The sequence below is a fragment of the Daejeonella sp. genome (assembly GCF_044342615.1).
GTDB lineage: Bacteria > Bacteroidota > Bacteroidia > Sphingobacteriales > Sphingobacteriaceae > Daejeonella.
The window spans coordinates 1-20,118 of record NZ_JBIIPN010000042.1 but is presented as its reverse complement, the minus strand read 5'-3'; the positions used below and the strand labels follow the sequence as shown (position 1 = coordinate 20,118).

Below are 20,118 nucleotides of genomic sequence, written 5' to 3'. Positions count from 1 at the left end.
TAAATATTATATACACCTTTAAAATTATGACCTTGTCCAATTGGCCAAGAAAGAGGGCATACACTAATGTTTAAGTTGTTTTCAAGTTCATCGAGTAGGTCAAATGTATCTTTACCTTCACGGTCAAGTTTGTTGATGAAAATGATTACGGGAGTGTTCCGCATACGACAAACGTCCATCAGTTTTTGCGTTTGTTCCTCAACTCCCTTCACGCTATCTACAACTAAAATAACACTATCAACGGCAGATAAAGTCCGGTAAGTATCTTCTGCAAAGTCCTTATGGCCTGGTGTATCTAAAATATTAATTCTTTTCCCATTATATTCAAATCCCATAACTGAGGTAGCCACAGAAATTCCTCTTTGCTTTTCAATTTCCATGAAATCTGAAGTGCTACTCTGATTGGCCTTATTCCGTTTTACTGTCCCAGCAGTATTAATTGCACCTCCAAACAGCAAGAATTTCTCTGTCAATGTAGTTTTACCAGCATCTGGGTGAGAAATAATTGCAAATGTTTTTCTTTTTTCAATTTCAAGGTTGAACATAATATTCGGAACGTCGGATTTTATTTGAATGAATAGAAATTTTTAATAATCAGACTTTTCAGTCTCCTAAATAGCGTGCAAAGGTAGTGAATTTTGATTTAAATCGCTTTAAAGCATTAAAAACCTTCAAAAACAAGGTTTTTATTATTTAAAAAACACCTCAGTTGCGCCATAACCAAATTTTTCTTTTCTAGCATCCATGTAGGTTTTTACTTGGGGATGTTTAGAGATAAACTTGTGCAGCTCTGTCCTTAAAGTTCCATTACCTGTTCCGTGAATAAAAATTATTGATTGTAGTTTGTGTACAATGGCAGCATCTAAACACTTTTTAAAGTGATCTGTCTGAATGTTTAATATTTCAGAATTGCTTAAAAAGTGAAAATCATCTCTTAGTTTTTCGATATGAAGATCAATTTCTTTGCCTGGATTTTGGATTTCAATTTTTTCATCACTTCCTCTAAAAAAGCTTTCTTTCAGTTTTTGAGGGTCAATTAAAGGAGTTTGAGAGTCTAATTGAATAATCCATGCGTCTTTAGCCAATATACTTTGATGCTTTTTTACTCCTGAAAAATCTTTTGCCTTAAATTTATCAGAATAGAGTAGGGGTTTTTGAAATTCATGTTTTCCATTGCTGTAAAATAGGCATTGGATATGAAATTTAGGCCATAAATCTAGCTCGTTTAAAGACGCTGAAAAGATTTGAATGCTTGAATTGCCTTTCAGTATTCCAGAGCATTCTCCATTATATTCTTGGTTTTTTTCTGTGTTTAAAGTGAATAACACTTCCCAAGAACTCGTATTTACAAGATAAAAATATACTACTGAGCCAACGCGTTTATCATCTGTAATGGCAAGAAATAAGCCTGTTGAGATAAATTTATTGCTTTGATTTAAGACATCTTTTTTAATTTCTTCGATATCAACTACATCACTTTTCCCATGAACACGAGTAACCTGACTTGCAAGAACAGGTATTTCAAATCCGTCATCATCAGTAACAGCAATAGTTTCTTCATCAATAATTCGTGTTATTATTCCCTCTCTACGCTCGTTTACAAATCGAACAAACTCACCTAATTTATATTTTATCATTGCTGAAATTATTATTGCATACAAATCTATTAAAATAAGCTGCCTTTAAATCTTTATTCGATTATTGTTTATTTTTATGCTGATCATGATACATTTGTAAAACAAAATTTATTTATGAGTTCAGATCCACTACATGGTATAACGCTAGAAGCGATTTTAATCTATTTGGTTGACTTTTACGGCTGGGAAAAATTGGGTTCTTTCATTCGTATTAATTGTTTTACAGACAATCCAAGTATTAACTCAAGCTTAAAATTTTTAAGAAAGACTGATTGGGCACGTAAAAAAGTAGAGGATCTTTATGTTAAGACTATTAAGAATCAAATTAATTAGGTCAAATTAATCTCATATAGGATTTTTTCTTCCTCAAATTGGCTTAAAATAATGATATTTGAATAACCAAATTATTAATCATGAATAAGATAAAAATATTTGTTCCCGCTCTTTCCTTTCTTTTTGTTTTTGCTGCTTGTAATCAAGCTGAAAAGCAAGAACAGGAAACAACGCAAAGCGATTCTATTAACGTTTCTAAGCCAGTTGAAATAGAGTTGTCAGATGCAAATATCGATTTAGCATATGATCAATATTTAAAATTGAAGGATGTTTTAGTATTATCTGATTCACTTCAAACTCAAACTGCAGCTAAAGAACTTGCCAGTAGTCTAGCGAAAGTTTCTGGATCTGAAAACACTGCTAAATTAGCTAGTGATATAGCAAATGAAAGTTCATTATCTAAACAGAGAATCCTGTTTACTAGCTTAAGTAATGAATTGATTAATATGTTTAAAAAGGCTGAAATTGCTTCAGGAAGCATGTTTGTTCAATATTGCCCAATGGCAAATGAAGGAGAAGGTGGCTATTGGTTAGCATCAGAAACTGAAATAAGAAATCCTTATTATGGTGATGAAATGCTTAACTGTGGGGAAGTGAAGGAAACCATTGAGAAAAAATAATTTTTTAGAAATTTCTAAAAATCAGTTTCATTTAAAAGTATGATTTTGAGGATTTTCAATCAATTATCTTATTATTTGATTTTTTAACAAAAATATTGCAATTCATTGCATGAAAAATAGCTCTTAAATGAGCTTATTTATTAGTTTTGTCTAATAACCATTTTATAATACTATGTCGGAATCAGCATCCTTACAAATAGGAGAAAAAACTTACGAATTACCAATAATAACTGGTACTGAAGGCGAAAAGGCCATTGATATTTCAAAATTACGAGATGTAAGTGGTTTTATAACCCTTGATTCTGGTTATAAAAACACAGGTGCAACAAAAAGTGCAATCACCTACTTAGATGGCGAAGAGGGAATATTAAAGTATAGAGGCTATGGAATTGAGGAATTAGCTGAAAAATCTACTTTCATTGAAGTTGCTTATTTATTAATTTATGGTAATCTTCCAACTCAAAGCCAGTTAGATTCTTTTCAATCTGATATTTCGAGACATACCTTGATTCATGAGGATATGAAGAAGTTTTTTGATGGTTTTCCATCGAAATCACACCCAATGGGGCAATTGTCTTCTTTAATTTGCTCATTATCATCTTTTTATCCTGAATCTTTAAATTCTAAGCAATCAGCCGAGGAGTTAAACCAAACCATTATAAAACTACTTGCCAAGATGACAACAGTAGTTTCTTGGATTTATAAAAAATCTTTAGGGCATCCAATTATCTATCCTCAAAACAAGCTTGATTATGTAAGTAATTTCTTAAACATGACTTTCGGTCAGCGTACTGAAGAGATTCAAATTGATCCTGTAATTGTCAAAGCGATGAACGTATTGTTTATTCTACATGCGGATCATGAACAAAATTGTTCTACTTCAACGGTACGTATTGTTGGTTCTTCAGATTGTAATTTATATGCCTCTATATCGGCAGGTATTTCAGCACTTTGGGGTCCTTTACATGGTGGTGCTAATCAGGCAGTTATCGAAATGCTTGAGCAAATTAAGAATGATGGTGGCGATACTGATAAGTGGATAAACAAAGCAAAAGATAAAAATGACAGTTTCCGTTTAATGGGATTCGGTCACCGTGTTTATAAAAACTTTGATCCACGTGCCAAAATTATTAAAAAGGCTTGTGATGATATTCTTGATAAATTAGGTATTAATGATCCTGTTTTAGATATTGCTAAGAAATTAGAGGAAGCAGCCTTAAATGATCCATATTTTGTGGAGCGTAAGCTATATCCAAATGTTGACTTCTATTCTGGTATTATTTATCGTGCTTTAGGTTTCCCTACTGATATGTTTACTGTACTTTTCGCTCTAGGTCGTTTACCGGGATGGATTGCACAGTGGAAAGAAATGCGTGAAAATAAAGAACCAATTGGACGTCCTAGACAGATATTTACTGGTGAGGTAGTTCGCGAATATGTTGATTTAGCAAAACGCTAGTTAATTAAATCCAAAAAAAATCCGGTGATAATTTTCACCGGATTTTTTTTGTTTAAATATTTTAATAAAATGATATTTACATCAAAATGCCAGCAATCGTTGCTGATAAATAGGAGGCAAGTGTACCACAAATTAATGCTCTCATACCTAGTTTAGCAAGGTCTGTTCTTCTTTCTGGAGAAAGTTCTCCAATACCGCCAACTTGTATAGCTATTGAACTAAAATTAGCAAAACCACATAATGCGAAACTGGTTATTAGTATTGTTTTTTGATCAAGTGTTTCCTTGATTTTTACCAAATCTAGATAGGCTACAAATTCGTTTATAACCATTTTAGTTCCCATTAAAGAACCAGCCACCTGAATATCTTTTCCTGGAACTCCCATTGCATAAGCAAAAACAGAGAATAATGATCCTAAAATTTGGTTTAGACTTAGGGTCTGTAAATTAATTCCTATAAATGAAAGTGAAAGGCCTAAACTACTTAATCCCAAACCTATTTTTCCTAATACAAAATCGACCAAAGCAATTATTGCAATAAATCCAATAAGCATGGCTACTACATTTAAACCAACCTTTAATCCATCACTTGCACCATGTGATATTGCATCTACTAGATTAGCATTTGTTTTTTTAATTTCTAATGATACTCTTCCTTTTGTTTCTGAAATCTCAGTTTCAGGCCAAACAATTTTAGATATAACAAGAGCAGCTGGAGCAGCCATTAAACTTGCAGCTATTAAATATTCTGCAGGTACACCCATTGCAATGTATACTGCCATTACCCCACCAGCAATACAGGCCATACTTCCGGTCATAGATGCTAAAAGTTCAGACATGGTCATACCTTTTAAATAAGGTTTTATCATGATTTGAGCTTCTACCTGACCAACAAAGGCGCTGGCAACGTTTGATAAGGCTTCTGATCCAGACACACCCATAAGCTTATAAACAATCATAGCGATGAATTTCACAATCCTTTGCATAATTCCTAAATAATAGGCTACACTCACTAAAACCGCAACAAATATTATGGTGGGTATAATATTGAAGAAAAAGATAAACTCATTTCCAGCTCCGAAAGCTTTACCCATGTTAACAGAATTAACTAGGGGTCCAAATACAAATTCTGCACCTTTTTGTGAGAAATTAAGGATTTTAGTCACTGCAGCACCTAGCCAAGCAAAGATTGCTTTTCCAATTGGAACTTTAAGGATAAAAATTGCAAGTGCTAATTGTATAGCTATTCCAGAAAGAACTAACCTATAATTAATCGCTTTTCTGTTGTTAGACATTAAAAAAGCGATACCAAAAATTAAAAAAACGCCAATAAGACCTGTAAATCTTTCCATAGAATGAATAAAACTGAATTAATCGTGAAATTTAGGAATAAGATTTATAAATAATGAATTATTCGAAAAATCATGAAGATTTTCTTCTTGAAAGTTCATCACGAATGTTGGCAGCTTTTTCATAAGCCTCTTCAGAAAGGGCCTCTTTTAATTTGTTTTTTAATTCATCTTCGGAGAGTGCATTATAATTTAAAGTAGTACTTGCTACTTTTTCTTCTTTTGGCACTTCTAAATTTTCAAGAAAAACGAAATCATTTCCTTCAATTACAATTCCTGCACTAGCTAAAATAAACTCATAGGTATAAATGGGACAGTCAAAACGCACAGCTAAAGCTATTGCATCAGACGTTCTAGCATCAATCTCACTTGTTTTTTTGCCATCTGAACAGATTAATTTGGCATAAAATATTCCATCAACAAGATTATAGATTATTACTTCCTGGATATTTAAATGATAGTTTTCTGCTAATGATTTAAAAAGATCGTGAGTTAAAGGTCTACTAGGAGTCATTTTCTCAATTTCTATGGCTATTGCTTGAGCTTCGAAACTTCCTATTATTATAGGCAACCTTCTTCGTCCGTGCACTTCTCCTAATACCAATGCATATGCACCAGATTGAGTCTGACTGTAAGATAAGCCTACAATATCTAGTTTAATCTTCTTCATAAAAAAGCCTCAATTGTTATGAATTAAAACAAAAAAATGTTTTAAGAATGCGCCTTATAAGCTTTAACAGCATCAATTAATCTCGGAACAACCTCAAATGCATCACCAACAATACCATAATCAGCCACTTTGAAAAATGGTGCTTCAGGATCCTTATTTATTACAACAATAGTTTTTGAAGAGCTTACACCTGCTAGATGTTGAATGGCACCAGAAATTCCAATGGCAATGTATAAATTCGGACTTACTGCTATACCTGTTTGGCCAACGTGTTCTTCATGTGGTCTCCAACCAGCATCAGAAATAGGTTTTGAACATGCTGTTGCTGCTCCAAGTGTTTTTGCGAGCTCCTCAATCATAGCCCAATTTTCAGGACCTTTCATGCCACGACCAGCAGAAACGACTAATTCGGCATCTGGTAGAGCAATTTTATCACTAGCTCTCACAATTTCAGAAACCATTGTTCCAAAATCTGAATCTTTCAATTCAGGAGCAAAATTTTCGACTACAGCTACATCATTAGTTTCATTAATCTGATAAGAATTTGGATTTAATGCAATCACTTTTATTGCTGATGTTAATTCAACTGTTGCAAAAGCTTTTCCAGAAAACGCTGTTTTTTTAACGCTGAGTACATTATTTTCGATTTTTGGAAGCTCTACTGCAGCATCAACAAGTCCCGCACCCAATTTTACCGCAACACGTGGCGAAAGGCCTTTTCCAGTAAAAGAATTTGATAGAACCACAATTGTAGCATCTTCTTTTTTTGCACCTGCTGCAATAATGGATGCATAAGCTTGGTTTACAAAAGTTTTTAATTGATCATTGCTGACATTTAACACTTTCTTAGCACCAAAATTTCCAAGTTTATTTAAATCAGATTGGTCAACATCTCCAATTGAGATGGCGATTAATTCTGTATTTAACTGCTTTGATACTGCTGCAGCATATGAAACTACTTCAAATGTGGATTTCTTAAATTTACCACTTGCATTCTCAACGTATACTAAAACCGACATATTTTTAAGTTTAGCCCTTTTATTGGGATTTAAAACTGATGATTTATTAAATAACTTTTGCTTCTGAGTGCAACAGATTAACAAGTTTTTCTACTTCGCTATCTAAAAGCATGTTAACTGCACCTCTTGCAGCAGGAACTGAATAGGAAGTGAATTTTACTAATTCTTCTACCTCTACTGCATCAATCACTTCAAGAACTTTTGTTCTTGCCGACATGATACCTCGCATATTCGGTATTTTGGGCTCTGCCACACCCTCAGCACAACTAGCTACAAATGGGAATGAAACTTGCAAAATTTCCTTACCACCTTCAATTTCTCTAAGCACACTTGCTTTGTTCCCGTCAGTCTCTATTTTTTTAACAATCGAGATGGAAGGAATGTTTAATAATTCTCCTAACATCGCAGCAATTTGCGAGCCATTATAGTCTATTGATTCACGCCCAGTTAAGATTAAATCGAATCCTTTATCTTTTGCATAGTTTGCAATTTGACATGAAACAAAATAAGCGTCTCTAGGAGCTGAGTTTACACGTACTGCATCGTCAGCACCAATGGCTAGAGCTTTTCTGATTGTTGGCTCTGAGTTTATATCTCCAACATGAATCACTGTTACTGTCCCTTTACCGTTTTCGGCCAATTCTATAGCTCTTGCTAAAGCAATTTCATCGTATGGATTTAATATATATTGAATACCCGTAGTATTGAATTGTGTATTATCACCGTTAAAACTTATTTTTGCTGTTGTATCGGGTACGTTACTTATACAAACTAATATTTTCATATAGATTTCTCTTTTTACAAATCTACTTAAAAAAGATATAATACGATGCATCATATACGTTTACAAAAGCTTTTGAGTTTTCTTGAAAATGAGCCTACGGACCCTTTTTTAAAGTATGCAATAGCAACCGAATATTTAAGTCAGAATGATTTAGAGAAAGCATTGTTTTATTATGATGATTTAATGACACAACATTCTGATTATGTTGGCACTTATTATCATGCCGGAAAATTGTATGAACGTTTAGAAAGAAAGCCTGAAGCTATTCTTATTTATCAAAAAGGTATGCAAATTGCTAGAAAAGCTGGTGATAATCACGCTTTTTCGGAGTTACAAGCAGTTTACAATTCTGCTGTAGGTTTAGATTACGAAGACGATTAAATAAAATGTGGACCAAACGGCAGTTGATATTTATTTATGATGTGATTTGGTTTACATTAACCGCCTTTGGTGGGGCACAAGCTCATTTGGGCATGATGCTTAAAAACTTTGTCAAAAAAAGGCAATATATCTCTGAAAATGAATTGCTTGAACTTAACGCACTAACGCAAATACTTCCTGGTCCTTCCTCAACTCAAACTTTAGTTGGTATTGCTTACAAAGTGGGTGGATTACCTTTGGCTTTAATTACTTTTTTTATTTGGATACTTCCTTCAACTGCATTAATGTGCTTAGCTGTTTTGAGTTATACGATTTTAGGTCAAAAGGAAAAATTCGATAAAGTATTAGAATATATTCAACCTATTGCAGTAGGAATTGTTGGATATGCTGCTTTTTCATTTTCTCACGTGGTATTAAAATCACATACTGCTATTTGGTTAGCCATAGGTTCCTTATTTGCGACTTTAATTTTAAGAAATGCTTATGCCTTCCCAATTCTAATTTTAGTTGGAGGAATAGTTTCTTCTACTATTCAAACAGCTGCAGAAGAGAATAGTCTTAGATTTAAGCTATTTTCAAATATAAATCCGCGCAAAATAGCTTATTTTATCGGCGTTCTTTTATTATTTGCGGCCTTAGGTGCATTAATTAATCGAACATCTCCATTCAGTTTACCCATTCGTTTGTTTGAAAATTTTTATCGTAATGGGATTATGATTTTTGGTGGCGGACAGGTACTTGTTCCATTTATGTATACTGAATTTGTTGAAATGAAAGGCTATTTAGACTCCAATCAGTTTTTATCTGGTTATGCCTTTCAGCAAGCTTTACCAGGGCCTACATTTTCATTTACATCTTTTGTAGGAGGAATGACCCTGAAAAATGCGGGTTATAGTTTTTACGGTCAAATAATGGGAAGTTTTATTGCCGTTTTGGGAATAAATTTACCAGGTTTAATTCTAATTCTTTTTATTGTACCTTTTTGGAATGATTTAAAGAAGATTACACGTATAAAAAATTCATTATCAGGAATTAATGCTGTTTCAGTTGGCTTCATGGTAGCAGCTTTTTTTCTGTTACTTAAACCGGTAGGTGTAGATTTTCAATCTATTGGACTAGTAATTATAACTATCCTCTTATTGCAATTTACAAAGATAAAAACCCCTCTATTAATCCTTGCAGGAGTTCTTTTAGGGATTTTTATATAATTTTTTGTGGTTCTTATTGATTAAAATAGATCTTCATCCTGCATATCATCCATTCGAGATGGTCTAATTATAAAGTTATTAGGCTTCTCAAATTCATTAGAAGGGGAAATGCCAGCAAATGGATTAGGGGTAGCACCAGAGGGGCTACTAAAATCTTCTTCTAAATCAACAAATTTTACAAATTTACCTACAAATCGAAGTGGTACTGTACCAGTTTCTCCGTTTCTATGTTTTGCAATAATTACTTCACCAATTCCTATTGTTGAACGCCCTTCTTCATCTTCAGTTAAACCGTAATACTCAGGACGATAAAGGAATAATACCATATCAGCATCTTGTTCAATTGATCCAGATTCCCTCAAATCGGAAAGCATAGGCTTTTTACTTCCTCCAGGACGGTTTTCTACTGCACGGCTTAATTGTGATAGAGCAATAACCGGTACGTTTAATTCTTTAGCTACAGATTTTAATGCTCTTGAAATACTACCAATTTCTTGTTCACGGTTGCCACCTTTTCCATCGCTTTTTCCATGCATCAATTGTAAGTAATCGATGATAATCATTTGAATATCGTATTGAGCCTTCAAACGCCTACATTTAGCCCTAAATTCAAAAATATTTAAGGCTGGTGTATCATCTATAAATAGGGGAGCTTCCGTTAATTTGCCGATTTTGGAATGAAGTTGCTGCCATTCCCATTCAGCCAAATGTCCTTTTCTAATTTTTTCTTGTTCAATTTCTGTTTCTCCAGAAATAAGACGATTAACAAGCTGAACTGATGACATCTCCAATGAAAAGAATACTACAGGCTTATTAAACTGAACAGCTGCATTTCTAGCACAACTCAAAACAAAGGCTGTTTTACCCATTGCTGGTCTTGCAGCAATAATTACTAGATCAGAGGGTTGCCATCCAGAGGTTATTCTATCTAGAGCAGTAAAACCAGAAGCAACACCAGTTAATCCATCAACTTTATCTTTTATTTTTTCGAGATTATCCAAGGATTCACGGATGATTTCATCCATTTTTCTAGAATCTCTGCGTAAATTGTTTTGTGCTATATCAAATAAATTTTTCTCTGCATGATCTAGAAGATCGAAAATATCGGTTGTATCTTCATATGATTTACTGATAATTTCTGTAGAAATTCTAATCAGTTCACGTTGAATAAATTTCTGCGAAATTATACGGGCATGATATTCAATATTTGCTGCAGATGCCACGCGATTGGTAAGTTCGGTGATATAATATGCACCTCCAATCATTTCTAAATCACCCTGTTGTCTTAATTGAGCTGTTACAGTTAGGATATCAATGGGTGATGACTTTTGAAATAAAAACTGAATAGCTTCAAATATTTTTTGATGACTATCCTTGTAAAATACTGCTGGATTTAAAATATCAATTACAGCTGATAAAGCATCTTTTTCCAACATTAATGCACCAAGAACTGCTTCCTCTAGATCTATGGCTTGTGGTGGAAGTTTGCCTAATCCACTAGCCATAGTAGTCAATTTATTTCTGCGATCAGCAGAAAATGTACCCTTTGTGCCTTTATTATATTCTTGTTCCTGACCTAAACTCATAATAACAAAAGTATATAAAAAATGGAGTCCAATTGTTTAAGTTTTTCACACAAAAATATGGATTGATTTATTTCTTGTTAATTGACTGAAATTTTCGACTATTTTATAAACATTAAAACAAAAAAATATGTTAATATCTTCAATAAACTGTCTTTAAAGTACCTTAAATTGAGTGTTAATAATTTTTTTTCATGTTAATAATCCAAAACCACCTGCTAATTATCATACTATTTTATTTGAAAATGGAAATTATATCTACCTTCGCCAATAAATAAAATCATAAAATGAACGGTAGCCCCTTTAAAAGAAAACGTGAGCATGAAGTCCACGAGTCTAACCAAATGGTATTTGGAATTCGTGCTATTATTGAGGCTATTAAAAGTGGAAAAGAAATAGAGAATTTGTTCTTGCAAAGAGGATTAACCGGTGGTATTATACTTGAATTGCGTGCCTTGCTGAAAGATCAAGAAATTGGTTTTCAATTGGTTCCAGTTGAAAAACTTAATCGCTTAACTACTAAAAACCATCAGGGTGCAATAGCTTTTATATCTCCAATCAGTTATGATAAAATAGAAAATATAATTCCCTTGATTTATGAAAGGGGAGAGGTTCCTTTAATTTTGATACTTGATGGTATTACAGATGTTCGAAATTTTGGAGCTATTGCTAGAACAGCAGAATGTGCCGGTGTTCATGCAATTATAGTTCCTGCTAAAGGTTCAGCTCAAATTAACCCAGATGCAATTAAGACATCTGCAGGCGCACTTTATAAAATTCCTGTTTGTCGTCATGAAAGTTTGTTTAAAACAGCTAAATTTTTGCAAGAATCTGGCTTGCAATTAGTTGCATGTACCGAAAAAACTAACGACTTTCTTTACCAGCCAGATTATACTGTTCCAACAACCATAATTATGGGCTCAGAAGAAAATGGTATTTCAACTGAATTAATTCGAATTTCAGATCATCTTGCTAAGATTCCTATGTTTGGTGAAATTGAATCTCTGAATGTTTCAGTCTCAGCTGGTATTCTATTGTATGAAGCTGTTAGGCAAAAGCTAGCTACTAAATAAATTCAGCACCAAATCTCTGCTTTACATCAGCAACTATTTGCTTTATTTCTTGCTCCTTATCTCTAGGGCAGATTAAAATGGTGTTATTTTCTTCAACCACAATAAAATCATGAAGTCCCTGAAGTACAAGTAATTTATCTTTTGAAACATTGACCATACAATTAGAGGAATCGTACATGATTACCCTTTCGGAAGGTATTACAGCATTTCCAACATAATCCTTTTCAGATAAATCATAAATTGATGCCCATGTACCAAGATCAGACCAACCAAATTCAGCTGGTAAAACATACACATTGTCAGCTTTTTCCATGATTCCATAATCAATAGAAATATTTGTGCATTGTGAAAATGCTGATTGTACAAATTCTGATTCTTGAGAGGTATTGTACAAGTTTTCTCCTTCTTTAAAAATATCGTTCATCTCAGGAAGATGAGCTTCAAAAGAATTTAGGATATTTTTAACAGACCAAACAAAAATACCTGCATTCCATAGAAAATCTCCACTTTGGACGAATGTTTTAGCGATTTCTAGATTTGGCTTTTCTGTAAATGTTTTTACTTTAAAAAAATCTTCGCCAATTTTAGAATTATTGTATTGAATATAACCATAACCAGTGTCTGGCCTTGATGGTTTTATGCCAAGAGTAATTAAACAGTCGTTATTTAATGCTGTATCTAGTGATTTTTTAATACAGCGAGTAAATTCTTCAGGATCCAAAATTAAATGGTCGGAAGGTGACACTACAATTGCCGCATTCGGATTTATTTTTCGAATTTTATGACTACCATATGCAATACAAGGTGCTGTATTACGCATAATTGGTTCTGCAAGAATTTGTGATTGATCAATACCAGGAAGTTGCTCCATCACAAGACTTACATAAGTTTCATTTGTTAAAATGAATATATTTTCTTTAGGAACAATATTTAAAAAACGATCAAATGTTTGTTGTATTAGTGTTTTTCCTGTTCCCAAAATATCAATAAATTGTTTGGGGTGAGAGGTACGACTTAATGGCCAGAATCTACTTCCAATGCCACCTGCCATTATTAGGACGTAATGATTTTTCATATTTGCTCTAAATCTTAAATTATACCTTCTTTCAAAAGATCATGAAGGTGTATGAATCCCTCAAAACTACTTTCAGAACCTACAAGTATTTGAGAGATATTATTAACGCGAAGAATTTCAAGAGCGTTAATGGCAAGTTCGTTCTTATCTATATATTTTGGAGATGTTGTCATGATGTTAGCTGCTGTTAAACCATCAATATTTAGATTATTATTCAACATTCTTCGAATATCACCATCGGTAATAATTCCTCTCAATATCCCTTCGTCCACTACGGCCACAGCGCCAAGTCTATTTCTCGTAATTTCAATTATCACCTCTTTTACAGTTGCAGATGAATTAACAAATGGTTTCTCATTTTGTGAGGCCAATGTTCCAACTGTTAAATATAAACGTTTTCCTAAAGACCCTCCAGGATGATATTTAGCAAAATCTGAACTACTGAATTCGCGACATTCAAGCAAACAAACTGCCAAAGCGTCACCCATAGCCAATTGTGCAGTGGTACTTGTTGTAGGGGCTAGATTATGTGGGCATGCTTCTATATCAACAGACGTATCAAGTAACCAATCAGCTTCTTTAGCCAAAAATGAGTTTTTATCACCTGCCATTGCGACAAGTTTATTTCCGCCTTGTTTCAATAATGGCACTAAAACCTTAATTTCGGGGGTATTGCCACTTTTTGAAATACAAATTACTAGATCATTTTGTTGAATCATGCCTAAATCGCCGTGTATTGCATCTGCAGCGTGCATGAATATAGCTGGTGTACCTGTAGAATTGAATGTAGCCACAATTTTTTGCGCTATTATTGCACTTTTTCCTATGCCAGTTAATATCACTCTGGCTTTTAGGTACAAAATTTGTTGTACTATTTCTGAAAAATCATCGTTCAATTGTGTTGAAATTCGATTTATGCCATCCGCTTCAATTTGAAGCGTCTTTCGTGCTATTTCCAATATTTCAATCTTATTTTTCAAATGATTTTTTTTAATAATTATATAATTTACCGCAAAAATATGTTATTTTGAATATTATTATGACCTATTTTCAATTTTTTCCAATTAAATAATGGAAATAAACAAATCGTTATTCGATAATTTACAGAATTTTTTTGGCTTTGATAACTTTAAAGGTGATCAGGAAGCCATTATAACCAGTATACTTCAAAACAAAGATACCTTTGTAATTATGCCAACAGGTGGAGGGAAATCCATTTGTTATCAATTGCCAGCATTAATGAGTGAGGGGACTGCCATAGTTATTTCACCATTGATCGCTTTGATGAAGAATCAAGTGGATCAGTTGAGGGCATTTGGTGGGACTGATAGTATTGCTCACTTCTTAAATTCCTCACTTAATAAGTCTGAAATTACCAAGGTAAAGGAAGATGTAACAAGTGGCGAGACCAAATTATTATACGTTGCTCCGGAATCTTTAACTAAGCAAGAAAACATTGATTTTTTAAGAGGTATCTCGATTTCTTTTGTTGCCGTTGATGAGGCACATTGTATTTCTGAATGGGGGCATGATTTTAGACCTGAATATCGAAGAATAAGGCAAGTAATAGATAATATTGGAGATAATATTCCAATTATTGCACTTACAGCAACAGCTACACCTAAAGTACAACAGGATATTCAAAAAAATCTGCAAATGAATAATGCAGTACTTTTTAAATCATCTTTTAATCGACCAAATTTATTTTATGAGGTACGTGCAAAGCGTAACGCAATTAAAGAGATTGTAAGGTATGCTAAGCAAAACTCAGGGAAGTCTGGAATAGTTTATTGCTTGAGTCGTAAAAAGGTAGAAGAAGTGGCTGAAGCGTTAAAACTGAATGGAATTAAAGCTTTGCCCTATCATGCGGGACTTGATCCTAAGACGCGCGCAGAGACCCAAGACAATTTCTTGATGGAAGATGTGGATGTTATTGTTGCAACCATAGCTTTTGGTATGGGAATAGATAAACCGGATGTTCGATATGTGATTCATCATGATATTCCAAAAAGTATGGAGGGGTATTATCAGGAAACAGGTCGTGCCGGACGTGATGGTGGTGAAGGTATTTGTGTAGCATTTTATTCGGAAAAAGATATTGAAAAACTGACCAAATTCATGAAAGATAAGCCTGTTTCTGAAAGAGAAATAGGTACTCAGATATTGAAAGAGGTTATTGATTATGCCGAATCATCTGTCTGCAGGCGAAAACAAATTCTTCATTATTTCGGTGAGAATTTCAATGAAACTGGATGTGATAATATGTGTGATAATTGTCGCCATCCTAAGACTTATTTCGATGCAGAGGCTCCTTTAATTAAAGCATTGACGCTTATTAGAGATTTAGGAGAGAAATTTGATGACCAACATATTATTAATGTCATGTTGGGTATTGAAACCCCTCAAATTAGCTCCTATGAGCATAGTAAATTGCCTGTTTTTGGCTCCGGTAAAGAAGATGGAGAAATCCTATGGAAATCTTTGATGCGCCAAATGGTCTTGAACAATTATGTTTTTAAGGATATTGATAATTATGGCCTTCTTAAATTAACTAAGTCGGGGATTGCATTTATTGAAAATTCTCATTCTCTTAAGTTTATTCTTAATTATTTAATGGATGAGGCCGAAGATGAAGTTGAAGAATCTCATCATCAAGGAGGTGCATTAGATGCTCAATTGCTTCAAATGTTGAAGGATTTGAGAAAAAAAATCGCCAAACAAAAGAATTTACCTCCTTTTGTAATTTTTCAAGATCCTTCACTGGATGAAATGTGTACTCATTATCCTGTTTCAATTGATGAATTAAAGCAAATTCAAGGTGTTGGTTCTGGAAAGGCCATGAAATTCGGACCGCCTTTCATAGATTTGATTAAAAAGTATGTGGATGATAATGATATCGATCGCCCTGTAGATTTAATCATAAAAAGTGCTGCTAATAAATCAGCTTTAAAGGTTTCTATCATTCAAAATATTGATCGTCAAATATCGCTGGAGGATATTGCTTCTGCTAAAGGTATTTCGTTCGATGAAATTTTAAAGGAGCTTGAAACTATTGTTAATTCGGGTACGAAACTTAATCTCAACTATTATATTGATGAAATGCTTGAGGAAGATAGGCAAGAGGAAGTGTTTGATTACTTTAGATCAACTGAAACTGATTCTATTGAAGATGCACTTAAAGAGCTCGGTCCCGAAGATTATACTCGCGAAGAATTACAATTAATGCGTATTAAATTTTTATCTGAACTAGGAAATTAATGATTACCAATATTCCCCAAATTAAACATACTGAGTCCGGAAATTTTTTCTTAATGGCCGGACCCTGCGTTATTGAAGGTGAAGATATCGCTCTCAAAATCGCTGAAAAAATTGTTAAAATAAGTGATAAGCTTGAAATTCCATTAATATTTAAGGGTTCTTATCGTAAGGCAAATCGTTCTAGATTGGACTCATTTACTGGAATTGGAGACGAAAAAGCACTTCAAATACTTAATAAAGTTAGTAAAGAGTTTGGTGTTCCTACAGTTACTGATATTCACGAAAGTCACGAAGCAGCCATTGCAGCCGAATATGTTGATGTTTTACAAATTCCTGCTTTTTTATGTAGGCAAACCGATTTATTGGTTGCTGCTGCTAAAACTGGAAAAACAATTAATGTTAAAAAAGGTCAATTTCTTTCTGCAGGTTCAATGAAGTTTGCAGTAGAGAAAATTCAAGAATCAGGAAACCCCAATGTAATTTTAACAGATCGTGGAAATACATTTGGGTATCAAGATATCATTGTTGATTACAGAGGAATTCCTGAAATGAGAAGTTTTGGTGTTCCTGTAGTTATGGATTGTACCCATTCTTTACAACAACCAAATCAAGCAAGTGGAGTTACTGGTGGTAAGCCAGCACTTATTGAAACAATTGCAAAGGCTGCTATTGCAGTGGGTTCTGATGGTTTATTTATTGAAACTCATCCTGATCCTGCTAACGCAAAATCTGATGGAGCCAATATGCTTCATCTTGATTTACTCGAAGATTTGATGATTAAATTAATTAGAATCAGGAAAGCTATTTCCTGATTCTAATTTTAGCCTCCTTAATTTAAGGGGGGCTATTTTTTTAAACTCTATAATAATCTGGTTTCCAGTTTTTTATAGCTTGTTTAATTGATTTTGAATCTAGTTTTTCTGAAACTGCCTTTTCAACTAATGTAGGTAACTCTTCGTCTGGTGCAAATCTTAATGCCACAATTTGTCCCATACTTAAATCACTTGGCAGTGCTTTTCCTGTTAATAGATAAAATCTAAAATTTTCTTCACTACGGATTGCTCTATCTTGTGCCTTAAGTGGAAAAGATCGTGTGTACCAAAATAGAATAATGCCGCTAAGAAAAAGTAGAGTAATTAAACTTGCTGAATAAAGTGTGTCATTGCCAAATGATTTATAAAGATTAAAAAGTGATCCTATAAATCCTAGGAGTAATAATGGACCTAATACTTTGTGAAAGCCTGTAACTAGGCGTGCATGGTTTTGGTAGTTTTGATTCATATTTATTTATTTATTTGTGATTTTAAATTCAGTTCGTCTATTCAGTTTACGTCCGTCCTCTGTTTTATTGTCGGAAATTGGATTAGTCTCTCCATAACCCTTAAAGCTTAATCTATTTGGTCGAATATTTTGATTAATTAGATATTCAAAGACCGTTTTAGCTCTGTTTTTAGATAGCATTAGATTAGTTTCATCTTCTCCAATATCATCGGTATGGCCGGCAATTTCAATATTTAAAGCGGGATATTCATTTAAAAACTGAACTATTTGTTCTAGTTCAATTTTTGATTCAGGTAAAAGGTCAAATTTATTAGTATTAAAAAATATATTATTGAGGATTACAATTTTGCCAATTTCAATTTTTTGTAAGGGTATTTCAAGCAGATATACTTCATTTTTTTCTTTATTATTCAGTAAAAAATTATGCGAATAAAATAAATATCCCTCTCTTTTAACCGTTAATCCATAATTTTTACCATTCACAAGGCTAGCTAAGAATACACCAACTTCCAATTCAGTAAAATCATCATAAACCGTCTTTCCTGTACTTAAATCCTTTATCTGAATATGTGCATTGAGTTCAAGATTATTAATTTTATCAAACACCTTACCCTTTACATAGCTTACATTTCTAGGTCTTAGTTCTTGAGGAAGTTCAAAATAATAAATGTCTAATTTTCCAAAACCACCTTGTTTCTTGCTTGAAAAATAGGCTTTTTCTCCATCATGACTTATACTCAAGCCACTTTCTTCATTGTGTGTATTTATTGGATAACCTAAATTTATTGGTCTTGACCAATCCGTTTTGTTTTCGGCGGTTATGATTTTTCTACTTATAAATAAGTCTTTATTGCCAAAGCCTGGCCATCCGTTTGATGAAAAATAGAGACTTTCATCATCTGGATGAATAAAAGGTGAAATTTCATCGTATTTGGTATTGATATTTGGTCCTAAGTTTATTGGTGAATTCCAACTACCATCTGTATTTAACTCGGCACTCCAAATATCATATCCCCCAAAACCTCCTTTGCGAGTACTTACAAAATATAAAGTTTTGCCATCAGCACTAATTGAAGGTTGAGATTCCCATCCAGAAGTATTTATTGGTTCTCCAATATTAAAGGGTTCACTCCAATTATTGCCCTCTTTTTTTGAAAGATAAATATCACATCTCCCTAAACCTTCTGGGCGGTTGCATGCTGTGAAAAATAGGTATTTTCCATCAGGAGATATGTTTTGCGCACCTTCATTATAGTCGGGAGTGTTTATCGTATTACTTAAATAAGAAGCTTTATCCCATATTTCATTTGACCTCTTACTGGTATAAAAATCCTCATTATTATTTGCCTGACGAGTAAAAATGATAGTTTCTTCATCTGCTGTAATAACAGGGAGATATTCATCTTCTGCGGTATTAATTGCTGGACCTATGTTTTTAGGCTCAAATGGAACTGGTTTTTCAATACCCTTTAAGCTGAATTTACAATCCAATAAATATTTTTCAGTTTTCTCTCTGCTCGTAGCAGATATTCCTGGAAAGCTTAAATAACTTTCAAAATGTGTTATGGCTTTTGAGTAATCTCCAGTATTTAACTCAGATTCTGCTAAATAAAAGTGGGTGAGTGGGTAAAATTCGGTGTCAATTTCAAGTATTTTGGTATAATTAATTCTAGCTTCAGCGTAATTTCCAGATTTTCTTTGGATATCTCCTAATTGTTGATAAGCGGCTAAAAATTTATTATCTAAATCAATTGCTTTTTTTAGATCAATAATTGCTAAATCTATTTGATTGTTTGTTATGCTGTTAATAGCTTGATCATAAAACCTTTGTGCCTGTTTTACACTTGTTGTGCTTGACTTTTGAGCAAACAGCCCTAAGGGTAAAAAGCAAATAATAAAAATGAATCTATTAAACATTGGATTTATTTATTTTCTTTTTAAGATAGAAATAAACTAATTTATCATGTTAATGTATACCAGTCTATTAATTACAATTATTTGAAAATAGTCAAATTATGGAATATTAAGATATTTATGCGTTTGCAGTGATACTTCCCATTTAGGATTTTGCATTACGTAATCAATTATTAAAGGGGTGATTTCAGCACTTTTTGACCACTCAGGTTGTAAATACAATTTACATTTGTCTGATACATGAGCTGCATGCTCTTCGGCCCATAAAAAATCACTTTTATTAAACACAATTACTTTTAGTTCACCTGCTAAAGGTAAAATATCTGGCCTTGGCGACTTAAATTTTTTTGGGGATAAACAAATCCAATCCCATGAGCCCGAGAGCGGATATGCTCCAGATGTTTCAATAAAAGTTTTTATACCTTTTTTTTGGAGTTCAGCGGTTAGATAATCTAAATTATATATCAGAGGCTCG

The 20,118-nt window shown here is 33.3% G+C and carries 20 protein-coding genes; 8 read left to right on the top strand and 12 right to left on the bottom strand.

Annotated features, from left to right (window positions below; translation table 11 throughout):
- Positions 1-545: GTP-binding protein (locus tag ACIQ0D_RS05510; RefSeq protein ID WP_395803560.1), on the bottom strand; the 545-nt coding region annotated here is incomplete at its 3' end.
- A gap of 144 nt (positions 546-689) precedes the next feature.
- Positions 690-1,637 (bottom strand): DUF2027 domain-containing protein, encoded by a 948-nt coding sequence (locus tag ACIQ0D_RS05505; protein WP_395803559.1) that lies wholly within the window; start codon positions 1,635-1,637, stop codon positions 690-692.
- A 114-nt stretch (positions 1,638-1,751) separates the two neighbouring features.
- Here ACIQ0D_RS05505 and ACIQ0D_RS05500 point away from each other — a divergent pair, with 114 nt between their 5' ends.
- The 3 genes from ACIQ0D_RS05500 to ACIQ0D_RS05490 all read left to right on the top strand — a co-directional run bounded on the left by ACIQ0D_RS05500 (position 1,752) and on the right by ACIQ0D_RS05490 (position 4,049).
- Entirely contained in the window at positions 1,752-1,970 is a 219-nt protein-coding gene (locus tag ACIQ0D_RS05500; RefSeq protein ID WP_395803558.1) for a VF530 family DNA-binding protein, read from the top strand.
- 80 nt (positions 1,971-2,050) lie between these two features.
- Positions 2,051-2,590 (top strand): DUF3347 domain-containing protein, encoded by a 540-nt coding sequence (locus ACIQ0D_RS05495; protein WP_395803557.1) that lies wholly within the window; start codon positions 2,051-2,053, stop codon positions 2,588-2,590.
- A gap of 172 nt (positions 2,591-2,762) precedes the next feature.
- Positions 2,763-4,049 (top strand): citrate synthase, encoded by a 1,287-nt coding sequence (locus ACIQ0D_RS05490; RefSeq protein ID WP_395803556.1) that lies wholly within the window; start codon positions 2,763-2,765, stop codon positions 4,047-4,049.
- A 76-nt stretch (positions 4,050-4,125) separates the two neighbouring features.
- On the opposite strand, the gene ACIQ0D_RS05485 is transcribed toward ACIQ0D_RS05490, so the two are convergent.
- The 4 genes from ACIQ0D_RS05485 to ACIQ0D_RS05470 all read right to left on the bottom strand — a co-directional run bounded on the left by ACIQ0D_RS05485 (position 4,126) and on the right by ACIQ0D_RS05470 (position 7,870).
- The gene (locus tag ACIQ0D_RS05485) at positions 4,126-5,400 is read right to left on the bottom strand and encodes a NupC/NupG family nucleoside CNT transporter (RefSeq protein WP_395803555.1); all 1,275 of its coding nucleotides are present in this window, start codon (positions 5,398-5,400) and stop codon (positions 4,126-4,128) included.
- Between the two features lie 70 nt (positions 5,401-5,470).
- Complete coding sequence (locus ACIQ0D_RS05480) at positions 5,471-6,067, bottom strand: bifunctional nuclease domain-containing protein (RefSeq protein ID WP_395803554.1); 597 nt, start codon at positions 6,065-6,067, stop codon at positions 5,471-5,473.
- A 41-nt stretch (positions 6,068-6,108) separates the two neighbouring features.
- Positions 6,109-7,086, bottom strand: a complete 978-nt coding sequence (locus ACIQ0D_RS05475) for an electron transfer flavoprotein subunit alpha/FixB family protein (protein WP_395803553.1) — start codon at positions 7,084-7,086, stop codon at positions 6,109-6,111.
- 46 nt (positions 7,087-7,132) lie between these two features.
- Entirely contained in the window at positions 7,133-7,870 is a 738-nt protein-coding gene (locus tag ACIQ0D_RS05470) for an electron transfer flavoprotein subunit beta/FixA family protein (protein WP_395803552.1), read from the bottom strand.
- Positions 7,871-7,915: 45 nt separating this feature from the next.
- Between ACIQ0D_RS05470 and ACIQ0D_RS05465 the strand changes: the two genes are divergently transcribed.
- Positions 7,916-8,251 (top strand): tetratricopeptide repeat protein, encoded by a 336-nt coding sequence (locus tag ACIQ0D_RS05465; RefSeq protein ID WP_395803551.1) that lies wholly within the window; start codon positions 7,916-7,918, stop codon positions 8,249-8,251.
- A gap of 5 nt (positions 8,252-8,256) precedes the next feature.
- Positions 8,257-9,459 (top strand): chromate efflux transporter, encoded by a 1,203-nt coding sequence (gene chrA, locus ACIQ0D_RS05460; protein WP_395803550.1) that lies wholly within the window; start codon positions 8,257-8,259, stop codon positions 9,457-9,459.
- Positions 9,460-9,479: 20 nt separating this feature from the next.
- Here the strand turns inward: chrA and dnaB are convergent, their stop codons facing one another.
- Positions 9,480-11,045 carry a replicative DNA helicase gene (gene dnaB / locus ACIQ0D_RS05455; RefSeq protein ID WP_395803549.1) on the bottom strand — a complete coding sequence of 522 codons (1,566 nt, stop codon included), beginning with the start codon at positions 11,043-11,045 and terminating at the stop codon, positions 9,480-9,482.
- Positions 11,046-11,329: 284 nt separating this feature from the next.
- Between dnaB and rlmB the strand changes: the two genes are divergently transcribed.
- Complete coding sequence (gene rlmB, locus ACIQ0D_RS05450) at positions 11,330-12,115, top strand: 23S rRNA (guanosine(2251)-2'-O)-methyltransferase RlmB (protein WP_395803548.1); 786 nt, start codon at positions 11,330-11,332, stop codon at positions 12,113-12,115.
- On the opposite strand, the gene ACIQ0D_RS05445 is transcribed toward rlmB, so the two are convergent.
- Both ACIQ0D_RS05445 and ACIQ0D_RS05440 read right to left on the bottom strand, forming a co-directional pair.
- Complete coding sequence (locus tag ACIQ0D_RS05445; RefSeq protein ID WP_395803547.1) at positions 12,108-13,190, bottom strand: mannose-1-phosphate guanylyltransferase; 1,083 nt, start codon at positions 13,188-13,190, stop codon at positions 12,108-12,110. The genes rlmB and ACIQ0D_RS05445 overlap by 8 nt on opposite strands.
- Positions 13,191-13,204: 14 nt before the next feature.
- The gene (locus ACIQ0D_RS05440) at positions 13,205-14,170 is read right to left on the bottom strand and encodes an SIS domain-containing protein (RefSeq protein ID WP_395803546.1); all 966 of its coding nucleotides are present in this window, start codon (positions 14,168-14,170) and stop codon (positions 13,205-13,207) included.
- Positions 14,171-14,261: 91 nt separating this feature from the next.
- Between ACIQ0D_RS05440 and recQ the strand changes: the two genes are divergently transcribed.
- Both recQ and kdsA read left to right on the top strand, forming a co-directional pair.
- On the top strand, positions 14,262-16,448 hold the full coding sequence (gene recQ, locus ACIQ0D_RS05435; protein ID WP_395803545.1) for a DNA helicase RecQ: 2,187 nt from the start codon (positions 14,262-14,264) through the stop codon (positions 16,446-16,448).
- Positions 16,448-17,260, top strand: a complete 813-nt coding sequence (kdsA, locus tag ACIQ0D_RS05430; RefSeq protein WP_395803544.1) for a 3-deoxy-8-phosphooctulonate synthase — start codon at positions 16,448-16,450, stop codon at positions 17,258-17,260. Before recQ ends, kdsA begins: the two co-directional genes overlap by 1 nt.
- A 40-nt stretch (positions 17,261-17,300) precedes the next feature.
- Here the strand turns inward: kdsA and ACIQ0D_RS05425 are convergent, their stop codons facing one another.
- The 3 genes from ACIQ0D_RS05425 to ACIQ0D_RS05415 all read right to left on the bottom strand — a co-directional run.
- The gene (locus tag ACIQ0D_RS05425) at positions 17,301-17,729 is read right to left on the bottom strand and encodes a DUF6526 family protein (RefSeq protein WP_395803543.1); all 429 of its coding nucleotides are present in this window, start codon (positions 17,727-17,729) and stop codon (positions 17,301-17,303) included.
- A 6-nt stretch (positions 17,730-17,735) separates the two neighbouring features.
- The gene (locus ACIQ0D_RS05420) at positions 17,736-19,646 is read right to left on the bottom strand and encodes an OmpA family protein (RefSeq protein ID WP_395803542.1); all 1,911 of its coding nucleotides are present in this window, start codon (positions 19,644-19,646) and stop codon (positions 17,736-17,738) included.
- Between the two features lie 96 nt (positions 19,647-19,742).
- Positions 19,743-20,118: 7-carboxy-7-deazaguanine synthase QueE (locus tag ACIQ0D_RS05415; protein ID WP_395803541.1), on the bottom strand; the 376-nt coding region annotated here is incomplete at its 5' end.